Origin of the sequence: Aquicoccus porphyridii, assembly GCF_008369105.1 — a bacterium.
GTDB classification, from domain to species: domain Bacteria; phylum Pseudomonadota; class Alphaproteobacteria; order Rhodobacterales; family Rhodobacteraceae; genus Aquicoccus; species Aquicoccus porphyridii.
In genome coordinates this window covers 13,144-37,114 of the sequence record NZ_VINQ01000016.1, presented here as the reverse complement: position 1 = coordinate 37,114, position 23,971 = coordinate 13,144, and the positions used below count along the sequence as shown (strand labels likewise).

The 23,971-nt window shown below is 63.6% G+C and carries 22 protein-coding genes; 14 read left to right on the top strand and 8 right to left on the bottom strand.

All coding sequences use genetic code 11. The annotated features are described in order from the left end of the window. Positions 1-2,169: a glycine--tRNA ligase subunit beta gene (gene glyS, locus FLO80_RS16980; protein WP_111367082.1), complete on the top strand. Its 2,169-nt coding sequence runs from the start codon at positions 1-3 to the stop codon at positions 2,167-2,169. Positions 2,170-2,287: 118 nt separating this feature from the next. Here glyS and FLO80_RS16975 read toward each other — a convergent pair whose 3' ends face one another. Next, on the bottom strand, positions 2,288-2,602 hold the full coding sequence (locus FLO80_RS16975) for a putative quinol monooxygenase (protein WP_223145499.1): 315 nt from the start codon (positions 2,600-2,602) through the stop codon (positions 2,288-2,290). Positions 2,603-2,729: 127 nt separating this feature from the next. Between FLO80_RS16975 and ppdK the strand changes: the two genes are divergently transcribed. From ppdK to glmM, 5 genes are all read left to right on the top strand, one after another. Further along, positions 2,730-5,267, top strand: a complete 2,538-nt coding sequence (ppdK, locus tag FLO80_RS16970; RefSeq protein ID WP_111367476.1) for a pyruvate, phosphate dikinase — start codon at positions 2,730-2,732, stop codon at positions 5,265-5,267. 183 nt (positions 5,268-5,450) lie between these two features. Further along, positions 5,451-6,065 (top strand): cell wall hydrolase, encoded by a 615-nt coding sequence (locus FLO80_RS16965; protein WP_246156714.1) that lies wholly within the window; start codon positions 5,451-5,453, stop codon positions 6,063-6,065. Between the two features lie 178 nt (positions 6,066-6,243). Next, complete coding sequence (locus FLO80_RS16960; RefSeq protein ID WP_111367087.1) at positions 6,244-7,176, top strand: dihydroneopterin aldolase; 933 nt, start codon at positions 6,244-6,246, stop codon at positions 7,174-7,176. Between the two features lie 39 nt (positions 7,177-7,215). Continuing rightward, positions 7,216-8,226 (top strand): dihydropteroate synthase, encoded by a 1,011-nt coding sequence (gene folP / locus FLO80_RS16955; protein ID WP_111367091.1) that lies wholly within the window; start codon positions 7,216-7,218, stop codon positions 8,224-8,226. After that, positions 8,223-9,566 carry a phosphoglucosamine mutase gene (glmM, locus tag FLO80_RS16950; RefSeq protein WP_111367095.1) on the top strand — a complete coding sequence of 448 codons (1,344 nt, stop codon included), beginning with the start codon at positions 8,223-8,225 and terminating at the stop codon, positions 9,564-9,566. Before folP ends, glmM begins: the two co-directional genes overlap by 4 nt. A gap of 497 nt (positions 9,567-10,063) precedes the next feature. Here glmM and ilvC read toward each other — a convergent pair whose 3' ends face one another. After that, complete coding sequence (gene ilvC, locus FLO80_RS16945) at positions 10,064-11,086, bottom strand: ketol-acid reductoisomerase (RefSeq protein ID WP_111367099.1); 1,023 nt, start codon at positions 11,084-11,086, stop codon at positions 10,064-10,066. Positions 11,087-11,255: 169 nt separating this feature from the next. Between ilvC and FLO80_RS16940 the strand changes: the two genes are divergently transcribed. After that, the gene (locus tag FLO80_RS16940; RefSeq protein ID WP_111367103.1) at positions 11,256-11,711 is read left to right on the top strand and encodes an Lrp/AsnC family transcriptional regulator; all 456 of its coding nucleotides are present in this window, start codon (positions 11,256-11,258) and stop codon (positions 11,709-11,711) included. After that, positions 11,708-12,166 (top strand): Lrp/AsnC family transcriptional regulator, encoded by a 459-nt coding sequence (locus tag FLO80_RS16935; RefSeq protein ID WP_111367105.1) that lies wholly within the window; start codon positions 11,708-11,710, stop codon positions 12,164-12,166. The genes FLO80_RS16940 and FLO80_RS16935 overlap by 4 nt, the downstream gene beginning before the upstream one ends. 60 nt (positions 12,167-12,226) lie before the next feature. On the opposite strand, the gene FLO80_RS16930 is transcribed toward FLO80_RS16935, so the two are convergent. From FLO80_RS16930 to FLO80_RS16920, 3 genes are all read right to left on the bottom strand, one after another. Further along, positions 12,227-13,429 (bottom strand): UbiH/UbiF family hydroxylase, encoded by a 1,203-nt coding sequence (locus FLO80_RS16930; RefSeq protein ID WP_111367110.1) that lies wholly within the window; start codon positions 13,427-13,429, stop codon positions 12,227-12,229. A 73-nt stretch (positions 13,430-13,502) separates the two neighbouring features. Continuing rightward, positions 13,503-13,712 carry a hypothetical protein gene (locus FLO80_RS16925; RefSeq protein WP_111367112.1) on the bottom strand — a complete coding sequence of 70 codons (210 nt, stop codon included), beginning with the start codon at positions 13,710-13,712 and terminating at the stop codon, positions 13,503-13,505. Positions 13,713-13,822: 110 nt separating this feature from the next. Beyond that, positions 13,823-14,470: a pyrimidine 5'-nucleotidase gene (locus tag FLO80_RS16920; RefSeq protein ID WP_111367114.1), complete on the bottom strand. Its 648-nt coding sequence runs from the start codon at positions 14,468-14,470 to the stop codon at positions 13,823-13,825. Positions 14,471-14,578: 108 nt separating this feature from the next. Between FLO80_RS16920 and FLO80_RS16915 the strand changes: the two genes are divergently transcribed. Beyond that, positions 14,579-15,226: a GntR family transcriptional regulator gene (locus FLO80_RS16915; RefSeq protein WP_111367117.1), complete on the top strand. Its 648-nt coding sequence runs from the start codon at positions 14,579-14,581 to the stop codon at positions 15,224-15,226. Here the strand turns inward: FLO80_RS16915 and FLO80_RS16910 are convergent. Both FLO80_RS16910 and carA read right to left on the bottom strand, forming a co-directional pair. Then, on the bottom strand, positions 15,173-17,089 hold the full coding sequence (locus FLO80_RS16910; protein WP_111367120.1) for a glycosyltransferase: 1,917 nt from the start codon (positions 17,087-17,089) through the stop codon (positions 15,173-15,175). The two genes, FLO80_RS16915 and FLO80_RS16910, sit on opposite strands and share 54 nt — an antisense overlap. Before the next feature lie 186 nt (positions 17,090-17,275). Further along, on the bottom strand, positions 17,276-18,433 hold the full coding sequence (gene carA, locus FLO80_RS16905) for a glutamine-hydrolyzing carbamoyl-phosphate synthase small subunit (RefSeq protein WP_111367122.1): 1,158 nt from the start codon (positions 18,431-18,433) through the stop codon (positions 17,276-17,278). A gap of 172 nt (positions 18,434-18,605) precedes the next feature. Here carA and FLO80_RS16900 point away from each other — a divergent pair, with 172 nt between their 5' ends. Together FLO80_RS16900 and FLO80_RS16895 are read left to right on the top strand one after the other, a co-directional pair. Beyond that, a complete protein-coding gene (locus FLO80_RS16900) occupies positions 18,606-19,067 on the top strand; it encodes a GatB/YqeY domain-containing protein (protein WP_111367126.1) in 462 nt (153 codons plus the stop codon). Positions 19,068-19,395: 328 nt separating this feature from the next. Continuing rightward, entirely contained in the window at positions 19,396-21,687 is a 2,292-nt protein-coding gene (locus FLO80_RS16895; protein ID WP_111367128.1) for a glycosyl hydrolase family 28-related protein, read from the top strand. A 112-nt stretch (positions 21,688-21,799) separates the two neighbouring features. On the opposite strand, the gene FLO80_RS16890 is transcribed toward FLO80_RS16895, so the two are convergent. Then, positions 21,800-22,459, bottom strand: a complete 660-nt coding sequence (locus tag FLO80_RS16890; RefSeq protein WP_111367131.1) for a hypothetical protein — start codon at positions 22,457-22,459, stop codon at positions 21,800-21,802. Positions 22,460-22,612: 153 nt separating this feature from the next. On the opposite strand from FLO80_RS16890, the gene FLO80_RS16885 reads away from it, so the two are divergent. The 3 genes from FLO80_RS16885 (at position 22,613) to FLO80_RS16875 (ending at position 23,892) form a co-directional block, all read left to right on the top strand. Continuing rightward, positions 22,613-22,933: an antibiotic biosynthesis monooxygenase family protein gene (locus FLO80_RS16885; protein WP_111367134.1), complete on the top strand. Its 321-nt coding sequence runs from the start codon at positions 22,613-22,615 to the stop codon at positions 22,931-22,933. Positions 22,934-23,032: 99 nt separating this feature from the next. Further along, entirely contained in the window at positions 23,033-23,440 is a 408-nt protein-coding gene (locus FLO80_RS16880) for a universal stress protein (RefSeq protein ID WP_111367137.1), read from the top strand. Between the two features lie 44 nt (positions 23,441-23,484). After that, positions 23,485-23,892: a universal stress protein gene (locus FLO80_RS16875; protein ID WP_111367140.1), complete on the top strand. Its 408-nt coding sequence runs from the start codon at positions 23,485-23,487 to the stop codon at positions 23,890-23,892. Positions 23,893-23,971: the final 79 nt, after the last annotated feature.

Genomic DNA, 23,971 nt, shown 5'->3' with positions numbered 1-23,971 from the left:
ATGCCCAACCTCCTGATCGAACTTTTCTCCGAGGAAATCCCCGCGCGGATGCAGGCCCGCGCGGCGCAGGATCTGCAAAAGCGCATGACCGACGGCCTGGTCGAGGCGGGGCTGACCTATGGCGGGGCCAAGGCCTTTTCCACCCCGCGTCGCCTCACCCTCGCCATCGAGGATCTGCTCGCCGCAAGCCCCACCCTCCGCGAGGAACGCAAGGGCCCCCGCGTCGACGCGCCGGAAAAGGCGATTGAGGGCTTCCTGCGCGGCGCGGGTCTCACCCGCGATCAACTGGAACAGCGCGACACCCCCAAGGGCGCGATCTATTTCGCCAGTATCGAGAAACCGGGCCGCCCCGCCGCCGCCATCGTGGCCGAGGTGCTCGAAGACACAATCCGCAATTTCCCATGGCCCAAATCCATGCGCTGGGGCGCGGGCAGCCTGCGCTGGGTCCGGCCCCTGCATTCGATCCTGTGCATCCTCAGCACCGAGGAAGGCGCCGAGACCGTCCCGTTCGAGATCGACGGCATCACCGCCGGCAACACCACCCGCGGCCACCGCTTCATGGGCGCTGAACCCTTCGCCGTGACCGGCTTTGACGATTATGCCGCCAAGCTCAAACGCGCCCATGTGATCCTCGACGCGGGCGAGCGCGAGGGCCACATCCTGCAAGAGGCGCAGAACCGCGCCTTCGCCGCCGGGTTCGAACTGGTCGAGGATCGCGGCCTTCTGGCCGAAGTGGCGGGGCTCGTCGAATGGCCCGTGGTGCTGATGGGCGAGATCGGCGAGGATTTCCTCGCCCTGCCGCCCGAGGTGCTGCAAACCTCGATGAAGGAGCATCAGAAATTCTTCTCGGTGCGCAACCCCAAGACGGGGCGCATCGAACGCTTCATCACCGTCGCCAATATCGAAACGCCCGACCACGGCGCGACCATCCTCGCGGGCAATCAAAAGGTGCTCGCGGCACGGCTCAGCGATGCGAAATTCTTCTGGGAAAACGACCTGCGCACCATCCGTGAAAAGGGGCTCGAAGGCATGGCCGCCGGGCTCTCGGACGTGACGTTCCACAACAAGCTGGGGAGCCAGGCCGACCGTATTAAGCGCATCGAGGCACTGGCCCGAGAAATCGCCCCCATGGTCGGCGCCAAGCCCGACCTCGCCGCCGAGGCCGCGCGCGTCGCCAAGGCCGACCTGCAATCCGAAATGGTCGGTGAATTCCCCGAATTGCAAGGGCTTATGGGGCGGTATTACGCCGAGGCCGCAGGCCATGACGACGGTGTGCCGGAGGCTTGCGAAGAGCATTACAAACCGCTCGGGCCGGGCGACGCCGTGCCCACAAACCCCGTGAGCGTCGCCGTCGCACTGGCCGACAAGATCGACACGCTGACCGGGTTCTGGGCGATCGACGAGAAACCCACCGGCTCAAAAGACCCCTATGCGCTGCGCCGTGCGGCGCTGGGGGTGATCCGGTTGGTGTTGGGGAATGGAGTCAGGTTTGGGCTGGAAGCTATCATGAAGAGTGCTTTTGGTCCTCAACCTGCTGATTGGATTATCCAGTCAGCTAAATCCTCTCAAGCTCACACAAAGGCTGATGCTGCCCTTGGTATTGATGAAAGCGGTTTGGTTTTTGACGAGAAACAAGTGGTCATACTTGACCTCCTCGCCTTCCTCCATGATCGACTCAAGGTCCATCTGCGCGACGAGGGCATCCGCCATGACGTGATCGACGCCTGCCTTGTCATGGAGGGCAATGACGATCTCACCCTTCTGGTCAAACGTGCCGAGGCGCTGGCCGATTTCCTCAAGACCGACGATGGCGACAACCTGCTTCAGGGTTTCAAACGCGCCAACAACATCCTCACCCAGGCCGAGGAAAACGACGGCGTGGAATATTCCTTCGGCGCGGATGTGAAATTCGCCGACACACCAGAGGAAAAAACCCTCTTCACCGCGCTCGACACCGCCGAGCCCGAGATCGCCAGCGCCATGCAGGCTGAGGATTTCGCCGCCGCCATGGCCGCCATGGCCCGGCTGCGTGCGCCTACGGATGCGTTTTTCGAGGCGGTGCAGGTCAATGCCGGGAACGAGGTGCTGCGCCGCAACCGCCTCAACCTCCTGAGCCGCATCCGCACGCTCTGCCTCTCGGTCGCCGATCTCACCCGCATCCAGGGCTGAGGCGCGCCCGGCCCCGGGCTTCATCTTGCCCGAAATACTCCGGGGGTAGGCGACAAAACGCGACGCGTTTTGCGCCGCGGGGGCTGGCCCCCGTCGCCCTTGCGTTTGCGCGCCCGCCTCAGGCGTCGCTCAGCACATGGATCACCCGGTCGGCCAGCATGTCCTTCACCGCCGCGCCATAGGCTTTCATATGCGGCGCCACCGCATGGGCTTGCAGCGCCGCCATGCTCTCCCATTTCTCGATCACGCCGAACGTATCGGGGCCAAGCGGCGTCTGGAATGAACCGGCCTCGTCCATATCCACCACCGGGCGATATTCGATGCAGCCCGCCTCGGCCTCGACCGCCGGCACGTTGGCGCGGAACTTTTCCAGCACCGCGTCGCGCTGGCCCGGTTTCGTGGTGATGAGTGCAAAGACGTGGACCATGCTCATTCCTGTTTCCTTCCGTTCCCGATGATTGCTGTCGCCGACCATGGGCCGGGCGGGCACGGGGATCAAGCTTTTGCTTGCCTGCCCTTCATGTGCGCGTATTCTGCGCCCCAAAGCAAAGGACGCCGCGTTGCAGCAAGACGATCCCCATATCACCCTGATCACCCCCACCGCGCCGGTTGCGGCCAAGACCCATGGCGGGCGGGCGAAATGCCTGCAACGCCTGGTGCGGCTCGATCTGCCGGTGCCCCGGACGGTGGCGCTGTCCTTTGATGCCGTCCACCAGATCGCGGCGGGGCAGATGCCCGACATGGGCGATTTGCTCGCCCCCTTTGGTAACGCCGCTCTCCTGTGCGTGCGCCCCTCGTCGGAAGATCCCGATTGGGGCGGGCCGGGTGCGGTGCTCAATATCGGCATGAACGACGCGGTCCATGCCGATCTCGCCGACCGCCTGGGCAAGGAGGCGGCAGCGACGCTCTACCTGCGCTTCGTGCAATCCTATGCGATCCACGTCGCCCGGCTCGACCCCGACACGTTCGAAAGCATCACCCACACCGGCCCCGCGGGCCTCGCCGCGGCGCTCGACGCCTACGAGGACGAGGCCGAAGAGGAATTCCCGCAGGAACCGGCGGTGCAGCTCGCCGCCGTCCTGCGCTCGATGGCCCGCGCGTGGGAGGGCACCACCGCGCGGCTCCTGCGCCAGGCCAAGGGCGCGCCGGTCGATGCCGGGCTGGGCCTCGTGGTGCAGGAAATGGTCTTCGGGGTGGGGCAGGGCGAGTCTGGCTCCGGCGTGATCCAGCTTGTCAGCAGCGAAACCGGCCTGCCCCAGATCACTGGGCGCTACCTTTCGCAAAGCCAGGGCCGCGACGCGCTCCGGGGCGAGGCGTCGCTCTATCTCGAACGCGACCCGCGCGGCCCCTCGCTCGAGGAACTGGCACCACAGGCCTTTGCCGATCTCATCGAGTATACCAAGCTCATGCGCGTGAAACTGCGCGCCGAGATGCAGGCCGAGTTCACCATCGAGAACGGCAAGGTCTGGCTGCTCGACGGGGTGCGCGTGCCGCGTTCGACCCGCGCCGCCGTGCGCATCGCCGTGCAACTTGCGACGGACGGGATCATCCCGCCGCAAGAGGCGCTGATGCGCGTCGATCCACGCATGCTGAGCGAGCTTCTGCACCGGCAGGTCGACCCCAACGCGCCGCGCGACCGCCTCGCCCGCGGCATCGCCGCCAGCCCGGGCGCCGCGACCGGCAGGATCGTCTTTTCCGCCTCCGAGGCCCAGGCCAGCGCCTCGCGCGACGAACCCTGCATTCTCGTGCGCCGCGAAACCTCGCCCGAGGATATTCGCGGCATGCATGCCGCCGTTGCCGTGCTGACCGAACGTGGCGGCATGACGAGCCACGCCGCCGTGATCGGGCGCGGGCTGGGCCTGCCTTGCGTGGTGGGCGCGACAGAGCTGCGCTTTCACCTGCGCAAGAAGACGCTCACCGCGCCGGATGGGCGGGTGCTGCGCGCCGGCGACGTGATCACCGTCGACGGCACCTCGGGCGAGATCCTCGCCGGCGCCGCGCCGCTTCTGGAATCGGCGCAGGACGACACCTTCCAGACGCTCATGGGCTGGGCCGATGCCGAACGCGACATCGCCGTGCGCGCCAATGCCGACACCCCCGCCGATGCGCTCACCGCGCGCAATTTCAACGCCGAGGGCATCGGGCTGTGCCGGACCGAGCACATGTTCTTCGAGGCCGACCGCCTGATCGTCATGCGAGAGATGATCTTCGCCAACACCGCGCAGGACCGGCGTGCGGCGCTGGAGCGGCTCCTGCCGATGCAGCGCGCCGATTTTACCGAACTGTTTCGCATCATGCAGGGCCAGCCGGTCTGCATCCGCCTGCTCGACCCGCCCTTGCACGAATTCCTGCCGCATGATCGCGCCGGGCATCGCGAACTGGCCGATGCGCTCGACCTGCCGCTGTCGGACGTGACCCGCCGGGTCGAGGCGCTGGGCGAATACAACCCGATGCTGGGCATGCGCGGCGTGCGCCTCGGGATCACCGTGCCCGAGATCTACGACATGCAGGCCCGTGCCATCTTCGAAGCCACGATCGAGGCCAGCCGCGATGGCGCCCCGGTGGTGCCGGAAATCATGATCCCGCTGGTCAGCGCCAAGCGCGAGGTCGAACTGGTCAAGACCCATATCGACGCTGTCGCGGCGGCGGTGCGCAACGAGACCGGGCAGAAATTCGACTACCGCATCGGGGTCATGGTCGAAACCCCCCGCGCCGCGTTGCGCGCGGGCGATATCGCGCCGCATTGCGCCTTTTTGAGCTTCGGCACCAACGACCTGACCCAGATGACCTATGGCCTGTCGCGCGACGACGCGGGCCGGTTCATGTCGACCTATGTGCAACAGGGCGTGTTTCCCGAGGACCCGTTTCACACGCTCGATCAGGAGGGCGTGGGCGAGCTTCTGCGCCTCGCCGCCGAACGCGGGCGCGCGGCACATCCCGATCTGGTCCTGTCGATCTGCGGCGAACATGGCGGCAGCCCCGAATCAATCGACTTCTGCCGCGCGGCCGGTTTCGACTATGTTTCCTGCTCGCCGTTCCGGGTTCCCGTGGCACGGCTTGCGGCGGCACAGATCGCCGTGCGTGACAAGATCGGGTAGCAGGGCTGCCGGTGTCGGCAATATCCTGCGCAGGTCCATAACAGGTGGAACAGTTGCGCCACACTGCGCCAAATTGCCCGTGGCGGCTACGCTGGACCTTCGGGGAAAATTTGACTAAAAAACCGGCTGTTCTGAATCCAAGTTCACGTTCTTGGTGAATTCCGTCATCCGGGGATGTCCGTCATGTCTTTGCTGCCTGCCTTTCTCGTGGCGCTCGTCGCCGCCACGCCCACCTTTGCCGACACCACCGTCAAACAGCTTTTGAGCGAGGAAAAGCGCGCCCTCGCGTCGCTGTCGTCGGAGCAGGCCAAGGCCTTGCTCGATCCCGCGTCCGTCACGGCCCCCCTCTATTCCACCGATCGGCTCGCCGCACAGCCGCGCGCCAAAGGCGGACCGCAATGGCGCTGTCTGGCCGAGGCGCTTTATTTCGAAGCCCGCGGCGAAACCCTGAAAGGCCAGTTCGCGGTGGCCGAGGTGATCCTCAATCGGGTCGACAACCCCAACTACCCCGACACGATTTGCAGCGTGGTCGGTCAGGGCACGGGCCGCAAACATGCCTGCCAGTTTTCCTATAACTGCAATGGCAAGAAGAACGTGATCAACGAACCGGATGCCTTTGCCCGGGTCGGCAAGGTTGCCAAGCTCATGGTGGATGGCGCGCCGCGCGCGCTGACCAAGGGGGCGACCCATTTCCATACCAAGGCGGTCAATCCGCGCTGGGCGCGCACGTTTCCGCGCACCGCCACGATCGGGTTCCACCATTTCTATCGCCAGCCGACGCGCCTGTCGCAGAACTGACCTGTCAAATCACTGCCCTTGCGGGTAACATGGCGGGACGCAGCGCCCGGCTGATCGCGTCTGCATGCCGCAAATCGCGGCTTTCTTGCCGCGCCTCATCCTGATATGCGCGCCCGGCACGGCTAGACTGGCCTCCAGTATCCGAACCCCAATGCCGCCGCCCCGGAGGGCTCAGGCCATGAGCAACGAAATCCAACTCGCTTTCGCCCATCCCGATGCGCGCGCCCGCGCCACGGGCGGCGAGCAACCGCATGACCGGATCTCGTTGCGCGATCACGTTGTCGAGGTCGAGATCGGCGCTTTTCAGTCCGAGCGCGGCAAGACACAGCGCGTGCAGTTCAACATCGTGGTCGAGGTGCGCCCGCTCGACAGCCTGATCGACGATGATGTCGACCGCATCCTCAGCTATGACAAGGTGACCGAGGCGATTGCCACCGAGCTGGCGGCCGAACGTCTGAACCTGCTTGAAACGCTGGCCGAACGCATTGCCGAACGCATCCTGCTCGAACCGCAGGCCGAGCGTGTCTTTGTCCGTGTCGAGAAACTCGACCGCGGCCCCGGCGCGCTGGGCGTCGAGATCGTGCGCTCCAAGGGCGATCCGGCGCTGTTCACCGCCCCGCCCGAACCCGGTGACGGGCCGCATCCGCAGGTCGTGTTCCTGTCGAACGAGGCGATTGCCGCGCCGCATCTCGCGGCTTGGCTCGATCAACTCGAAGCGGGCGACAACCCGGTGCTCCTTTGCGTCGGGCCGTCCGATCTCGCCGTGCCGCGCACCGGCCACGCGATGACCCAACGGCGCATCGACCTTCTGGCCATCGAACAGAACGCATGGGTTCTGGCCGCGCGCGACCCGCGCTGCGTCGTGGTCGAAACCCGGACCGAACTCGACTGGGCCATGAAACAAGGCCAGATCAGCGTCTGGGCACCGTCCAAGATCGTGCTCGACGCGGTCGACGGTCCCTCGGCCAAGGGCGGCGACGCGGTGGCGCTGGCGCTCTGGTTCGCGCGCGCGATGCAGGCGGCTTCGTTCATGGCGATCGGCGAATCCCTGCCGGAAACGCCCGCCGACCTGCCCGGACGCAGCCTGCCGGTGACCGCAACACGTCTCTGAGCCTTGCCAAAAGCCGCGCATTCGCCCATTCAGACCGGCATGAGCGTCTATTTTCGCCCCCTCGTCCAGACCGGCCCGTCCCGGCCCGCCGATGCGTTGCCCCTCGCGGGCGGCCCCTGCTGGTTCACCCATGTCGAGGCGCTGCGCCGCGACGGCCCGCCCGACATCCGGCCCGCCACCGCGCTCGATGACGACACCCGCGCCCGCCTCACCGCGGCGCGCGCCCCGGTCTGCGGCCTGACCATGGATGCCCCCCGGATCATGGGCATCCTCAACGTCACCCCGGACAGCTTTTCCGACGGCGGCGCCTTCGACGGCTTCACCCAAGCGCTGCGCCACGCGCTCGCCATGGCCGAAGCAGGCGCCGACATGATCGACATCGGCGGCGAAAGCACGCGCCCCGGCGCCACACCCGTGCCACTGGCAAGCGAGATCGCCCGCACCGAACCGGTGATCCGCGCCATCGCCTCCGAGATCACCACCCCGATTTCGATCGACACCCGCAAGGAGCCGGTGGCCCGCGCCGCCCATGCCGCGGGTGCCGCGCTCGTCAACGACGTGGCCGGGCTCACCTTCGATCCCGCACTGGCGCCGTTCTGCGCCGCAGAGGGTCTGCCGGTCTGCATCATGCATGCGCAGGGCGACCCCGAAACCATGCAGGACGACCCGCGCTATGACGATGTGCTGCTCGATGTCCATGACTGGCTCTCGGCCCGGGTCGAGGCGCTCGAACAGGCGGGCATCCCGCGCGCGCGCATCGTCGTCGATCCGGGCATCGGCTTTGGCAAGACGCTCGCGCACAACCTGACCCTTCTGCACGGCATCTCGCTCTTTCACGGGCTGGGCTGCCCGGTCCTGCTGGGCGCCTCGCGCAAGGGGTTCATCGGCCGGCTCGGTCGCGCGCCCGACGCCGATGCACGCGCCCCCGGCTCGATCGCCGTGGCACTGGCCGCCGCCGCGCAGGGGGTTCAAATCCTGCGGGTTCATGATGTAAGCGAAACCGCACAGGCGCTCGCCCTCTGGCGCGCCGTCACACGAGGACGACCATGACACGCAAGTTTTTCGGAACCGACGGGGTGCGTGGCACCGCCAACACCTACCCGATGACCGCCGAAATGGCGCTCAGGATCGGCGCCGCCGTGGGCCGCTATTTCCGGCGGAACAAATCGGTCGCCCACCGCGTCGTGATCGGCAAGGACACGCGGCGCTCGGGCTACATGTTCGAGAACGCGCTGACCGCCGGGCTCACCTCGACCGGGATGAACGTGCTGCTGCTCGGCCCCGTGCCCACCCCCGCCGTGGGGCTGCTGACGCATTCGATGCGCGCCGATCTGGGCGTGATGATCTCGGCCTCTCACAACCCCGCCATCGACAACGGGATCAAGTTCTTCGGCCCCGACGGGTTCAAGCTCTCGGACGAGGCCGAAACCGAGATCGAGGCGTTGATCGAATCCGGGGTCGAGCCGGTGCAGGCCCGCAATATCGGCCGCGCCAAACGCATCGACGATGGCCGCTTCCGCTATGCCGAGCGCGTGAAATCCACCTTTCCTCCGGGCCAGCGCCTCGAGGGGATCAAGGTGGTCATTGATTGCGCCAACGGCGCCGCTCACCGCACCGCGCCCGAGGTGCTATGGGAACTCGGTGCCGACGTCATCCCCGTGGGCGTCGCCCCCAACGGGTTCAACATCAACCACGAATGCGGCTCGACCCAGCCACGCCTTGCGTCCGAAACCGTGGTCGCCCACGGCGCCGATCTCGGCATCTGCCTTGATGGCGATGCCGACCGCGCGATCCTGATCGACGAAACCGGCGCCCCCGCCGACGGCGATCAGATCATGGCGCTTCTCGCCGCCCGCTGGGCCGACGAGGGGCGGCTCAAGGGCGGCGCACTGGTCGCCACGGTGATGTCCAATCTCGGGCTTGAACGCTTCCTCGTGGATCGCGGGTTGCGGCTCGAACGCACCGCGGTCGGTGATCGCTACGTGGTCGAACGGATGCGCGCGGGCGGCTACAACCTTGGCGGCGAGCAATCGGGCCATATCGTGATGACCGACTATGCCACCACCGGTGACGGGCTGATGGCGGGGCTGCAATTCCTCGCCGAGATGGTGCGCACCGGGCATCGTGCTTCGGACCTGGTGCAGAGTTTCGAAAAGGTGCCGCAGCTCTTGAAGAATGTGCGGTTCAAGCCCGGTCAGGCGCCCCTGACCGAGGACAGCGTGCAACGGGCCATCGCCGATGCCAAGGTGCAGCTTGGCGACAAGGGGCGGCTCCTGATCCGCAAATCGGGAACCGAGCCGCTCATCCGGGTCATGGCCGAATGCGAGGACAACGCCCTGCTCAACGCCACCGTCGATCAGGTGGTCGCGGCGGTCGAGGCGACGTTCTAAAGCGTTTCGAGTCCGTTGAAACCTGAAAACGCGCTGGGGCTTGCCTGCGGCTGAGCGAGTCTCCCCGCCCGCCCCAAGGCGGGCGCATTCGCGCTCACTCGGGCCGGCGCATGCCCTCGCTTGGGCGTTTTCCGCCCTCGGCCATCCCGCGGCTTTACCAAAAGTTACATAGCGCACGGAGCCCGATGCGTATCACCCGGCAGCCGGAGGGCAGCCGGGCGGCAGCCGGATGTCACCCCCCGGCCCGGTCTTAACCGTTGCTTGCATGTTTACCCGGTTCAGGGCACCCGCGCATACCCGTATTCAATGAAAACAATGGCTTGCCCGTTGCGGGCGCACGCTCCCCACGCCCGGCGCATGGATTTTTCATCACCAAAGGGTTAATTCTTGCCCCCGAAACCCCGTTTTCCACATGAAAAGACCCCGGCCAGCAGGCCGGGGTCAGACGATGAAAGACCCGCGCGACTCGCGTGGTCAGGACGGGTTTGAAACCCGCCTCAGTTCTTCGATTTGTCGACCATCTTGCCGGCCGAGATCCACGGCATCATCCCGCGCAGTTTCTCGCCGACTTCCTCGATCTGGTGCGCGTCGTTGATCCGGCGCGTCCCCTTGAAGAAGGGCTGGCCAACGGTATTCTCGGTCATGAAATCACGCACGAACTTGCCGCTCTGGATGTCGGTCAGAACCTCTTTCATCCGGGCCTTGGTCTCGTCATAGGGCAGGATGCGCGGGCCGCTGACATACTCGCCATATTCGGCCGTGTTGCTGATCGAATAGTTCATGTTGGCGATGCCGCCCTCATAGATCAGGTCAACGATCAGCTTCACTTCGTGCAGGCACTCGAAATAGGCCATTTCCGGCGCATAGCCCGCCTCGACCAGCGTCTCGAAACCCATCCGGATCAGTTCGACCAACCCGCCGCACAGAACCGTCTGCTCACCGAAGAGGTCGGTTTCGCATTCCTCGCGGAAATTGGTCTCGATGATGCCCGAACGCCCGCCACCAATGGCCGAGCAATAGGACAGGCCGATTTCCAGCGCCTTGCCGGTGGCGTCGTTGTCGACCGCGACAAGGCAGGGCACACCGCCGCCCTTGACGTATTCGCCGCGCACCGTGTGGCCCGGGCCCTTGGGGGCCATCATGATCACGTCGACGCCGGGTTTCGGCTCGATCAGGCCGAAATGCACGTTGAGGCCGTGGGCAAAGGCAATCGCCGCGCCGTCGCGCAGGTTGTCATGCACGTATTTGCGGTAGGTCTCGGCCTGCAACTCGTCGGGCATGGTGAACATGATCAGGTCGCACCAGGCCGCCGCTTCCGCGATGCCCATGACCTTGAGTCCTTCACCCTCGGCCTTGGCGGCGCTGGCGCTGCCTTCGCGCAGCGCGACGACCACGTTCTTGGCCCCGCTGTCGCGCAGGTTGAGCGCATGGGCATGGCCCTGGCTGCCATAGCCGAGAATGGCGACCTTCTTGTCCTTGATCAGGTTGATATCGCAATCGCGATCATAATAGACGCGCATCGGTGCGTTCCTTTCAGTGCGTGTTGATCTTTCGCGGCGACCACTCTCCGGGTCTCCGCCACTGGTTGGCAATCATAAGGCGCCTCACGCGTGAGTCCTTGCCAAGATTGCTTCCAGCGGGCAAAAATCGAAAGATCAATTCGTGAATAAAGAGAAATCTGAAAAACCAATGCTAGACGACACCGACCGCCGCATCCTCCGCCACCTCCAGGCCACCCCCGACTCCCCCACCACCCACCTCGCCGAGATCTGTGGGTTGACGGCGTCGAACTGCTGGCGGCGCCTTGAGCGGATGGAGGAAAAGGGCATCATCCTTGGTCAGGAAATCGTCATCGACTGGCAGGCGCTGGGATATTCGGTCGAGGTCTCCTTGCGCATCACGCTTGACAAAACCCAACCGCGTGCCTTTGACGAGTTTCTTGCAGCAGCACGAACAGTTCTGGAAGTCCTTGAGATTCAAACGTTTCTTGGTCGAGTTGACACAAGGCTCTCGGTCATCGCCCGCGACATGCCGCATTATCAGCAGGTCTATCGCGACCGCATCCTGACCTTGCCGCATATCGCCGATATCGAGGCGTTGATGCATGTCGCTCGTATCAAGACCGATGAGGTGCTGCCGATATGATCGAGTTGGATGACACCGACCGCGCCATCCTGCGCCATCTCGCCACCGATGCCCGTCTCAGCGCGGGTGCCATCGGCAAACGAATCGGTCTTTCGCAACCGCAGACATGGCGCCGAATCAATCGATTGACCGAGATCGGCGTGATTCGCACACGCCGTCTCGTGCTCGACCGGGACAAGTTGGGGTTCGGCGTCACGGTATTTCTGGGCGTCAAGTTGGCCACCAAGGGGAGGGTGAGCCTTGAAGATTTCGAACGCGCCGTCTCGGCCATCCCCGAGGTGCAGACCGTTGAGCACGTGCTCGGGCTTTACGATTACCGGCTGCGCGTGGTTGCGCGGGATATCCCCGATTTCGAGCGCATCCTGCGCCGCCGCATCATGACGCTTCCCGGAGCGGGCGAGGTCGAGGCCAATGTGCTTTTGTCGGAAGAACGCCTTGAGGGGCCTATAGGATGACGACTCGCATATTGCCCGGATGCGGCGGAGGTCGAGACCGGAAAATGAACAAACCCCTACCTATCCGCGCGCACCCAGTCCCAGTTGCATCATCACCTTGCGCACCGGTGCCAGCGAATAGATCGCACCCAACCCCACCGCGCGCAGATCACGCAGGGGCTGGCTCTCGATCATCGAGGCGCGGTTCAGCAGGTCGACCCCCGCCACACGTGCCGCAACTTCGGTATGCCGGTGCTTGTGATAGGTCTCGAGCATCTGCCGATCCCCCAGTCGATCAGGGTTGGATTGCGCAGTATCTAGTAGAGTGCGCATATCACTCAACGACATGTTGAGCCCTTGCGCTCCGATGGGCGGGACAACATGGGCGGCTTCGGCCACAAGTGCCACGCGTTCGCCATGCATGCGGTCCGCGATCTGGCTGATGATCGGCCAGATCGTCCGCCGCGAAGCCAGCGTCAACGGGCCGAACAGCCCGCAAGACCGCTCATTCATCGCCGCTTCAAAATCGGGCACATCCAACCCGGCGAGCCGGGCCACTTCAGGCCCGCGTTCCATCCACACGATCGCGGAGGAGGGCAGTCCTTGATAATCGGGCAGCGGGACCAGCGTGAACGGCCCGCCCGAACGGTGGATTTCGGTTGAAACATTGTTGTGCGGGACCGGATGCGTTACCGCGAAAGCCAGCGCCTTTTGCCCGTAGCGCGTCGTTTTCACAGGTATTCCGCTGGCTCTGCGTACCGGCGAATTGCGCCCATCGGCAGCGATGACCAACTGGACATGAACCCGGCTGCCATCGCTCAACCCGACCCGCGCACCGGTTTCGCGTGTGAACAGCGAGGCAAAAGCGGTCCCCGGTCGAAATTCGGCATTCGGCAGTTCCAAAAGCCGCGCGACCATCTCGCGGCGCAAAAGCCAATTGGGCAGATTCCATCCGAACGGCAGGTCCGTGATATCGCCTGCGTTGAAATCTTTTGTCAGCCGGGGTTCGGGGCTGGGGCCGCCCGCGTCGACGATCCGCATGACCTGAAGCGGGGCTGCATGGGGCGCAAGCCTCGACCAGAGCCCCGCAAATTCTAGGAGATCACGGGAGGGCTGCAGAAATGCGGTGGTGCGCAGATCCGACCCTTCGGCATCGCGCTCGGTAACTGGCGCGGCGGGGTCGACGCAAAGAACGGAGAAGCCGGCGCTTCCGAAAACCGCCGCGGCAGTCAGCCCCGCGACACCGCCGCCGGAGACAAGAATGTCATAATCGAACTCTGGCATGCCAAGGCACCTCCTGCACCATGCCTAGCGGATCGGATGGAGCGTTTCCAAGTGGCATTCTGTCCTTTGCGTGTCACCCCCGGGCGACGATGATCAGGACGAGATAGATCAAAGGCACACTGGCCAACGCGGGGATGTAAAGACCGGGCACACCCCATTTGAAAATCGCAGCCCCCCAGGCCGCCAGAATGACGACAAGAGCGAGGAGTATCTTTTTGACCAGGGCCGTATCGTCACCGTTGTCATCAACCTCGGGGTTGTCTTGGGTGCCATTGCCAGTCATGCGCGCGTCTCCTTGGTTGAGTGTTGAGGGCTTCTAGCGATCAGGGATGTGAGCGCCATACGCGGATTGACGCAGCGTGACGTTGTGACCGCTTGAAACGCGTTGTTGTTTCAATCGACCAGGCGCGCGAGAAACCCGGCGAGATCATCCGTATGATGATGCACATGCACGGCCTCTTCTGCGGTCGGGGCCACGTGAACTGTTCGCATCCCAAGCGCATGCGGAACGGCAAGATTGCGTGGATCGTCCTCGAACATCGCAGCTTTGCACGGATCGAGCCCGTCGGTGGAGAACACATGCTCAAAAGCACGCCGATCGGGCTTCGGGTGAAACGCGGCTTCTTCGACGCCGTAGATCGCATCGAACGCGCCGTCGAGCCCCCGTGCGGCGATCACGCGTTCGGCATAGGGGGCGGTTCCGTTGGTGTAGACGATTTTGCGGCCGGGCAGGGCGTCGATTCTCTGACGCAGGTCGCGATCCGGCGAAAGGGTCTCGAGCGAGATTTCATGCACCTCTGTCAGATAAGGGGCCGGATCGGCACCATGTTCCTGCATCAACCCCGCAAGGGTGGTGCCGTATTCGCGCCAGTATTTCTTGCGCAGATGGTCGGCCCGGGGCCGGTCGATACCCAGTGCCTCCATCACATAATTTGTCATCCGCAACTCGATCTGATCGAACAGGCGCGCCTCGGGAGGGTAAAGTGTGTTGTCGAGATCGAAGACCCAGTGGGTGACATGCGAGAACAGGTTGCGTGGCATGCGCAAACGCTATTTGAAGCGTGAAAGGCATGCAAGTGACGTGAGGGTTGAAGCCTTGGGTTTTTGCGGCTCTACTTTGTGCAACCCACAGTTTGCGAAAGGAACAGGATGAAAGAGGCAAAGACCGCTCAGCGCGATGCCTATTCCCTGATACTGGAGGCGATCGACGTCGGTGAATTTCGTCCCGGTGACCGCCTGGTCGAAAGTGATCTTGCAGAGCGTTTTGGAGTATCGCGGACTCCTATCCGCGAGGCCTTGCAGCGGCTCGAAACCCAGCAACTGCTGACACGGGACGGGCGCAGCCTGATCATTGCGTCGCTCGACCACAACCAGATGGCCGAGCTTTACGTGGTGCGCGCCGAGCTGGAGGGGCTTGCAGCGCGTTTGGCAGCGAAACATGCAACGGAAGAGGAAACGCGCGTCCTGCGCGATATGGTCGAGGATGATCGGTACCTGGTGAATAATCCATCCGCGCTTGCCCGGGCAAACCGCAGGTTTCACCGTCAGCTTCACTTGGCCTCTCACAACCGGTTTCTCATGCAGCAACTGACGCTGGTTCATCAGTCGATGGCCTTGATGGAGACGACCTCGCTTGCGGTTGAAGGGCGCGGCGAGACGGCGTTGGCCGAGCATGATGCGATCGTGCGCGCGATCGAGGCCAGGAACGAAGGTGCCGCGCAGGCCGCGTTGAAGGATCACATTTCACGGGCTTTCATGACCCGACTCAAGCTGGATGCGAGTGCTTTCGAGAGCTGAGGCAGGCGCCATTTCGGGTGTTTTCAATGAATGCCCATGTTGTGTCTTGTCCCAGAAGAAGGGCCGGAAAACCAGCTCGTAGAGCGCCTTGTAGGCAGCGATTGCACCAAGCGGGAAGTAGAAATGCAGTGTCGGCACCCATGGAAGAAGGTGGCGGTGACGGGCTCCTGAAACGGCGGTTGCATTGATCAGGACGGTAAGGACCTCGATCATCAGGAACAGGACGCCAAGATTGACGAGGAAACTGCGTGGCAGGATCGGGTCAAGCGGGTGCGGCAGCCCCAGAAGGACTAGCCAGAACGACCACAGGAACGGCGCCAATACGAATTGTGACAGGGCCGTTACGAAATGCGCCTGAACCCCCCAGAATTTCAAATGTCCCATCTGCCGGTAGAATCTGATCGGGTTACGCATGTGGACGAGATAGGTGACCATGTATCCCTTGAGCCAGCGTGACCTTTGGCGCACCCATGGCCAAAGACGGCAATTGGCCTCTTCGCCTGTGGTGGTGTTGATCACTTCGGTTCGATAGCCATGCCGCGCAAGGCGAAAGCCGAGGTCGGCGTCTTCTGTTACGTTGTGCGCATCCCACCCGCCCAGTTCTTCGAGTATGTCACGCCGAAACCAAAGCGTGGTTCCCCCAAGCGGAATGGCGAGTCCGAGCCGTGACATTCCAGGCAGCATCAACCGGAACCAGGCCGCGTATTCGACGGTGAAACAGCGCGCAAGCCAGTTTTGACGGCTGTTGTAGTAGTCTAGGACGCCTTGAAGACAGACGACATCTTCGGGGGCGTGAAAGAACCGTTCGACAACGCGGTCGATCTGATCCGGGTCCGGTGAATCTTCTGCGTCCCAGATGCCGATAATTTCGCCATCGCAGAAATCGAGCGCATAGTTCATCGCTCTGGGTTTGGTCTTGGGCTGCCCTTCGGGAACTTCGACGACGCGCATCCAGGTGGGCAAGTCGCATTTCGCGATGGTTTCGTGCGTCAGGGTGTCGTTTTCCTCAAGCACGAGCACGATATCGAGGAGGGATTTCGGATAGGTTAATCGTCCGAGCCGACGCACCAAAGCCTGAGCGATCTCGGTCTCCTTGAAAAGTGGCACTAGCACCGAGACTTTGGGAAGCTGGACTTCTTCCGGGTTGATTGGCGGCGGTGCGGGGTCGGCGGGGCGGGACATGTACGCGACATAAGATGCGAGACGAAGCCCGGCTGCGACAAACAAGGTCAGGGCGGCCCAGCCGGCGAGCAGGGCGAAGACATGCGACGGAAAGGCGAAGGTCAGAGCCAGCAGCACAGCGAGGCCGCCGAGCGTCACGCCAAAGCGCAGCCATCCGGTCTGGCCCCAGCCACGACAGCTTTCATCGAGCGGCACGCGTGCCGACGCTTTTGCCGTCAGGGTTTCACGATGCAGACGGGCCAGCGTGATCTGTATTTCGGACGAGGTGGCCAGCACCATTTCGGCATGCGGCGCATCCTTTCCGAGGATCGTGAGCACATGGGCGAAATCCTCGAAGCGTGACGCGGCGATCCGAAGAGTGTTGCCCTTCATGCGCCATGGAAGGACGCTGTGGTTGAGACAGAGGCGAAGGTCGATCAGGTCAGCCAGATCGGGGTCGGGCGGTTCACTTTCGGGGTCGATGCGGGCCACACCGTGGAACCGGGCCAGCGCAGTGGCCATGGTGTCGGCGTCGATCAGGCCTTCGGAGATCAGGATGTGATCGAGCGAGGTGCCGAACCGTGCCTTGATGCTTCTTGCCGCCAGCAGGTCCCTGGCCGAGACGAGACCGGCCCTTTGCAGGAACCGCCCGAGGTCTTCGACATTATGGTCGGCTCCGGAAAATGACCGGGCGTGTTGCATGACAAGTCCCTTCCCATCGACGCTTTGCGGGCGTTCTGCAGAGGAAGGATTGCTTAATCAGGGTTAATTTTGTGTTAAAAAGCGTTGAAAATGCGGGGAATCTTGGCGTTTCGGAAACGCGAAATGGTTAACGCTTGTTTATCATGTGACCGGGAACTTGACGATATCCGGTGCATTTGGCGCGGTTCAGGCTCGTTTTTCCATTTCTCTGGCAAATCTCTCGAAGAGATAGAAGCTGTCTTGGGGGCCGGGGGAGGCTTCGGGGTGGTATTGAACCGAATAGACCGGGCGGTCGGACAGGCGGATGCCGCAATTGCTACCATCGAAAAGTGAAACATGGGTTTCCAGAACGCCCTCGGGGAGCGATTGGCTGTCGACGGCGAAACCGTGGTTCATCGAGGTGATCTCGACCTTGCCGGTTTCAAGATCCTTGACCGGGTGGTTGGCGCCGTGGTGGCCGTGGTTCATCTTGACCGTCTTGGCCCCGAGGGCCAGCGCGAGCATCTGGTGGCCAAGGCAGATGCCGAATAGGGGCATATCGCTTTGATCGAGGATCTCGCGGATCATTGGCACGGCATAGGCGCCGGTCGCGGCCGGATCGCCGGGACCGTTGGACAGGAACAGCCCGTCGGGCGCATGGGCCAGCACCTCGTCCGTGGTGGCGGTGGCGGGCAGGACGGTGACATCACATCCGACCGAGGCGAGGCAGCGCAGGATGTTGCGCTTGGCGCCGTAGTCGATGGCGACGACCTTGAACCGTGGTTCGGCCTGCCGCGTGTAGCCTTCGGGCCAGGCCCAGCGCATTTCATCCCAGCGATAGCTTTGCGCGCAGGTTACATCGCGGGCAAGATCGAGGCCGACGAGCCCGGGAAAACCGCGCGCCCGGGCCACAAGCGCCGCGATGTCGAAATTGCCCTGCGGATCATGGGCCAGCGCCACATGCGGTGCGCCCTGCTGGCGAATGGCGCGGGTGAGGCGGCGCGTATCGACGCCACCGATCGCGATCCGCCCGCGCGAGGCCAGCCAATGGGCAAGGTTTTCCGTGGCACGCCAGTTGCTTGGTTCGGTCGGGTCCCATTTGACGACCATGCCTTCGGCCACCGGATCGGCGGTTTCATCGTCGTCGGCATTGACGCCGACATTGCCGATATGGGGAAAGGTGAAGGTCACGACCTGCCCGGCATAGGACGGGTCGGTCATGATTTCCTGATAGCCGGTCATCGCGGTGTTGAAGCACAGCTCGGCCGTGGTTTCCCCGGTGGCGCCAAAGCCGTGGCCATAAAACAGGGTGCCGTCGGCGAGGGCGAGGCAGGCGGTCGGGCGGGGTTGGGTGTCAAGCGCCATGCGAGTCTCTCCGCGGGGTCAAGGGGGGCAAATTGGCGCGAAACTAGTGTCGGGGCGGGCGGTGGTCAAGGGGCGGTTTGGGGCCCTTGGCGGCCCTTGCACGGCGGTTGTCATGGTCGGTGTGAATGGTTATGGTCCCTCCCTTACGGCAACCATGGGGATGGCCAGAGAAATGGATATGCGAGAGCGGGTCAACGCCGCCCTTAAGCAGGCGATGAAGGACAAGGCGGTCGCTCGCCTTTCGACACTGCGCCTGATCAATGCCGCGATCAAGGACCGCGATATCGCGGTCCGGGGCGAGGGCAACGAGGCCGGTGTTGGTGATGCGGAAGTGCTTGCGATTCTTGGGAAAATGGTCAAGCAACGCCATGAGAGCGCGCGCGCTTACGAAGAGGGCGGGCGGCTTGACCTGGCCGAGCGGGAGCGCGCGGAGGTCGCGGTGATCGAGGAATTCCTGCCCCGGCAGCTCGACGAGGCGGAGGTCGCCAAGGCGATCGAAAAGGCAATCGCCGAAACCGAGGCCAACTCGATCCGTGACATGGGCAAGGTGATGGGAATCCTCAAGAAAAAATACACCGGGCAGATGGATTTCGGCACCGTCGGGCCGATGATCAAGAACCGGCTGAGCGCCTGAGCCCAAGGCCGATCTTAACCATTTCGAAAGCCGGGTTTAACGCCCGGCTTTCGGCGTTTCAGGGGGGGTGACATCCGGCTGCCCGCCGGCTGCTGCCCGGCTGCCGGGCAATGCCTTCCAAATGGTTAACCGGACTGCGTTAACGCGGCGTGCGCCGGCGTTGCGGGCGCGCGGTGCGGCGGCGGGCACCGTCACGGTGCGCTCAGGCACCGTTAACCGCCTGTTGATACCTCCCTTTCCTGCCCGGGTCGTCCTGCGTTCCGGAGCGTGAGTTTCGAGACAGATGGAACGTCCGGGCCACCGGCACGGATTGCGGAAAGGAAACGGGATGAACAAGGCGATTACCGATGGCGTGGTGCTGATGCCGCCGGCCTTTGCGGGTGGGCTTGACGTTTGGTCGAGCGGCGATGGCACGCCGGGATCGGACACCTATGACAACGCGCTCAACGCCGCCTTCGTGCCTGCGGATCAGGATTTCGGCGGCGCCTTGGAATTGCAGAAGGTCGAGAGCGTTCAGCGGCTGCGCTACATGGGCGAGACGCCGCTCTTGCCCGGCTGCTATCTGCGGGTGAGTGCGCGGGTCAAGGCGATCAGTGGCAACCTGCCGGGCATACGCATCGCCGCATGGGCAGGGGGCGCGGGGGGCGCGCATGTGCCGGGCCTGACCGAGACCGGGCCGGGCGTGACGTTGAGCCAGTATGGCGAGGTGGTCGAAGTCAGCGCGATCATCGGCGCGGGGTTGCGCACCGGGGTCGACATGGTCTGGGGCCCGGAGCCGCTTTATGGTCATTTCGGGCTCGACCTGACCGGATCGAACGGCGGCGTGGTGCGGATCGACGATATCGTGATCGAGGATGTCACCAGCGTTTTCCTGCGCGAGATGATGCCGTGGGTCGATGTGCGCGATTATGGCGCGCTGGGCGACGGTGTGACGGACGACCGCGACGCTTTCGAGGCGGCGGACGCGGCGGCGAACGGGCGCCGGGTGCTGGTCTCGAAGGGGGTGTATTTCCTCGGCCAGTCGGTCACCTTCGAGAGCCGGGTGCAGTTCGAGGGCACGGTGGTCATGCCCGACGCGGCGATCCTGTCGCTGACCAAGGATTTCGATCTGCCGAGTTATATCGACGCGTTCGGCAACGAGGAACTGGCCTTCAAGAAGGCGTTCCAGGCGCTGTTGAACAATTCCGATCACGAGGGGCTCGACATGGGGGGGCGGCGGATTACCGTGAGCGAACCCATCGACATGCAGGCGGCGGTGGCCAACCACACCACGTTCGCGCAGCGCCGCCATATCCGCAACGGGCAGCTGGATGCCGCGAGCGGCCCGGCCTGGGATACCGAGGTGGTGACCAGCCAGGCGAGCTATGCGGCGAGCAACGGCAAGGTGCTGACCGGGGTGGTCAACGTGGCCAACATCCCGGTGGGATCGCTGGTCGAGGGCAATGGCGTGGGTCGCGAGGTCTATGTGCGTGCCAAGAACGTGGCGGCACAGGAAGTCACGCTCAGCCAGGAGCTGTTCGATGCTGAAGGCACGCAGAACTTTACCTTCCGGCGGTTCAAGTACATCCTCGATTTCAGCGGCTTCGAGCACCTGTCGAAACTCTCGATCTCGGATGTGGAATTCCAGTGTTCGGGCGTGGCGAGTGGTATTCTTCTGGCGCCGACCGGGCTCATCTTTCAGCTGCGCGACTGTTTCGTGACCCGGGCGAAGGATCGCTGTATCTCGAGCCATGGCGAGGGCTGTCAGGGGATGCTGATCGACCGATGCCAGTTCATCTCGGACGAGGGGAGCATGCTCAGCCAGGACCGGGTGTCGATCGTGCTCAACACCAATGGCAACGACGTGAAACTGCGCAACAACCGGGCCGCGAAGTTCCGCCATTTCGCGATTCTGGGGGGCACGGGCACGATCGTGAGCGGCAACCATTTCTTTCAGGGTGACGGGGCGTCGAATGGCATCCGCACCGCCGGGATCGTCTTTGCCAGGACCAACACGCGCTCGGTTCTAGATGGCAATTACGTCGACAATTGCTTTGTCGAATGGACCAACGAGTATGACAATCATCCCGCGTTCGCCTCGGAGCTTTCGTTCAGCGCGCTGACGATTTCCGACAACTACTTCCTGTGCAGCCATGTCGCGCCGTGGTTCAGTTTCATCGTGGCCAAACCCCGCGGTGACGAGCATTTCATCAACGGGATGACGGTGAGCGGCAATCACTTTCGCACCATCGGCGGCAATATCGAGCGGGTCGAGCGGGTGGATACCAGCTTTGCCGATTTCAACTATGACCGGATGAAGAACATCACCTTCAATGCGAACATGTATAACCTGGTCGACATCTCGACCGAGAACCCGCGGGTGATCAAACATGTCCAGCCGACCGAGGCGCAGACATGGGTGATCGAGGGCGCGCCCGCGCTGCCGTTTGGCGGGTTCGCGCGCACGCTTGAATCGGTTCAGCCGATCGGCGCGTTGCGCAATAGCGCCAATGTTGCGCGCCATGAGCAGCCCTATGCCAACCTCAAGCAGGGGCCGAACAACGACCGGGTGGAGCTGGTTTTCGATCAGGCGGTGCGCGGTGAGGTGACGGTCAGGCTGAGAATGGATGAGGTGCTTTGAGTATTTGGGCCAAGAAAGAGCGGGGGGTGCGGGTTCAACCGGCCCTCCTGTCTCTTTCTTGGAAAAAATACTCATTGTGCCGGTGCGGGCAGGCGGGGTTCCGGCAGCGGGATCAAAAGGCCCGCCAGAAACCGAGCTTGAGCCCGGTGCGATGATCGCCCACGAGCCCCCTGGTCATGCCGAGTTCGAGATGGGTGCGCGCGCCGGTCCGGATCACCAGCGAGGGGGCAAGCCGGATGAAGGACGGATCGCCATGAGAAAGCCCGGTCTGAACCTGTAGAATGCTTTTCATGCGGGAGCCATGCGACATGCCGAGGGTGATGTCGGATTTGTAATCCGTGCGCCCCGAGGCGAGGCGGATCTCGGCGACGCTGTCGATGGCGAACCAGCCCGTCCCGCTGGCATGGCCAAAGCCGAACCCATAGGAGAACCCGGGGCGCAGCGTGACCTCGCCCGAGATCTGGCCGACCCCGATCTGGGCGGCAAAGCGGTGCCTGTCCGAGCGGATGGGCAGCGGGTGTTGCACGAAGGCGATCGTCTTGGTCGCGCCCGATATGCCGTGCCCGATGTCGAGGCCGAGGGTGAGGCGATCACCGAGGCCGTATTCGAGATAAGCGTTGGAATAGATCGAGTAGGGGCCTTCGGCACGGGCGGCGACGACACGGGTCGCCGCCGCGAGGAACACCTCGCCCTTGGTACGTGGCCATGCCCCGGCAAGGGCCGGCGACGCGGCGAGGCAAGCGACAAGCAGGCAGGCGAAAGCGCGGATCATGGGCCGTCTCCGGATTGGACGGTCACTATCGGGTAACCTTGGTAAACAGAGGGTTAACCAGAATCGGCTTTCGCTTTTCGCCCGCAGGCTGCTAGGCTCATCATGGAGCATCCGGAGCGAGGCCATGATGTGGCAAGCCAAAGGGAGGCAAACATGCCGAAGATCGCCAAGGACAACAGCTATCAAACCGTCATCACCACGTTCGAAATGACCCCGGGCACGGCGCAGGACCTGATGGATGCGCTAAATGATGCCTACGCGGCGTTCATTTCGAAGCAGCCGGGCTTTATCGCCGCGGGACTGCATATCAACGACGCGCAGACCCGGATCGCCAATTACTCGCAATGGGAACGGCGCGAGGATTTTCTGGCCATGCTGCGCACCGACGAGATGCGCGCGCGCAATCGCGCGATCAACGAACTGTGCAAGACCTTTGAGCCGGTGATGTATGACGTCGTGGAATGTTTCGACTGACATCGCCTGTGCCGCGCGGGGGAGGGGCATGATTTGAATCAAGGTGCCGCGCTCGCGGATGTCGCAGGGTGATGCGGGCCAAGTCAGGGAGGTTGTGCCATGTACATGAATATTCTGGTTCCGGTCTCGTTCGAGGCCGAACGCGATGCCGAGCAGGCCATCGAGGTGGCCGGGATACTGGCCGGGGAGGGTGCGCGGATCACGCTTTTGCATGTGGTCGAGCACGTCCCGAGCTATGCGATCTCGTATATGTCGCAAGAATTCATCGACGAGACGGGCCAGGCAATTCAGGCCGAGCTCGAGAAGATGGCCGAAGGGGTCGAGAATGCCAGCGCCGTCGTCATCGAGGGCCATTCCGGCCGCTCGATCCTTGACTGGGCCGAGAAGCATGAGGCGGATTGCATCGTTCTCGCGTCGCACCGGCCCGGTTTGCAGGATTATTTTCTGGGTTCGACCGCGGCGCAGGTGGTGCGCCACGCAGGCTGTTCGGTGCATGTGCTGCGCTGATCATCGCTGCACGGTACGAGATATGACAAGAAGGAGACCAAGCGATGTACAAGAATATTCTGGTGCCGATTGCGGCCGATCATGACCCCAATACCGGGACGGTGCTGAACGTGGCGCGGGCGCTGGCGGCGGACGGGGCCAAGATCACCACGCTGACCGTGGTCGAGCAGATGCCGGGCTATGTGCAGTCGCAGATGCCCGAGGGGCAGATGCAGAAGATGCAGGAAGAGGTCGAAGCGGCGCTCAAGGCCGAACTGGGTGGTGTCGCAGACGTGACGCCCGTGGTGGTCGCGGGCCATTCGGCACGCACGATCCTCGATTACGCCGGGGAAAAGGGGATCGACTGTATCGTCATGGCCTCGCACAGGCCCGAGTTTTCGGATTACTTTCTGGGGTCGACCGCAGCGCGCGTGGTGCGTCACGCGCAATGCTCGGTGCATGTGCTGCGCTGAGCCGGGTGCAGGCGAGGGTTGTGGGCCTGGTCGCGCGCCGGGGGCGGGAACGGCCGGGGCCGACATGGGTCATGCCGAA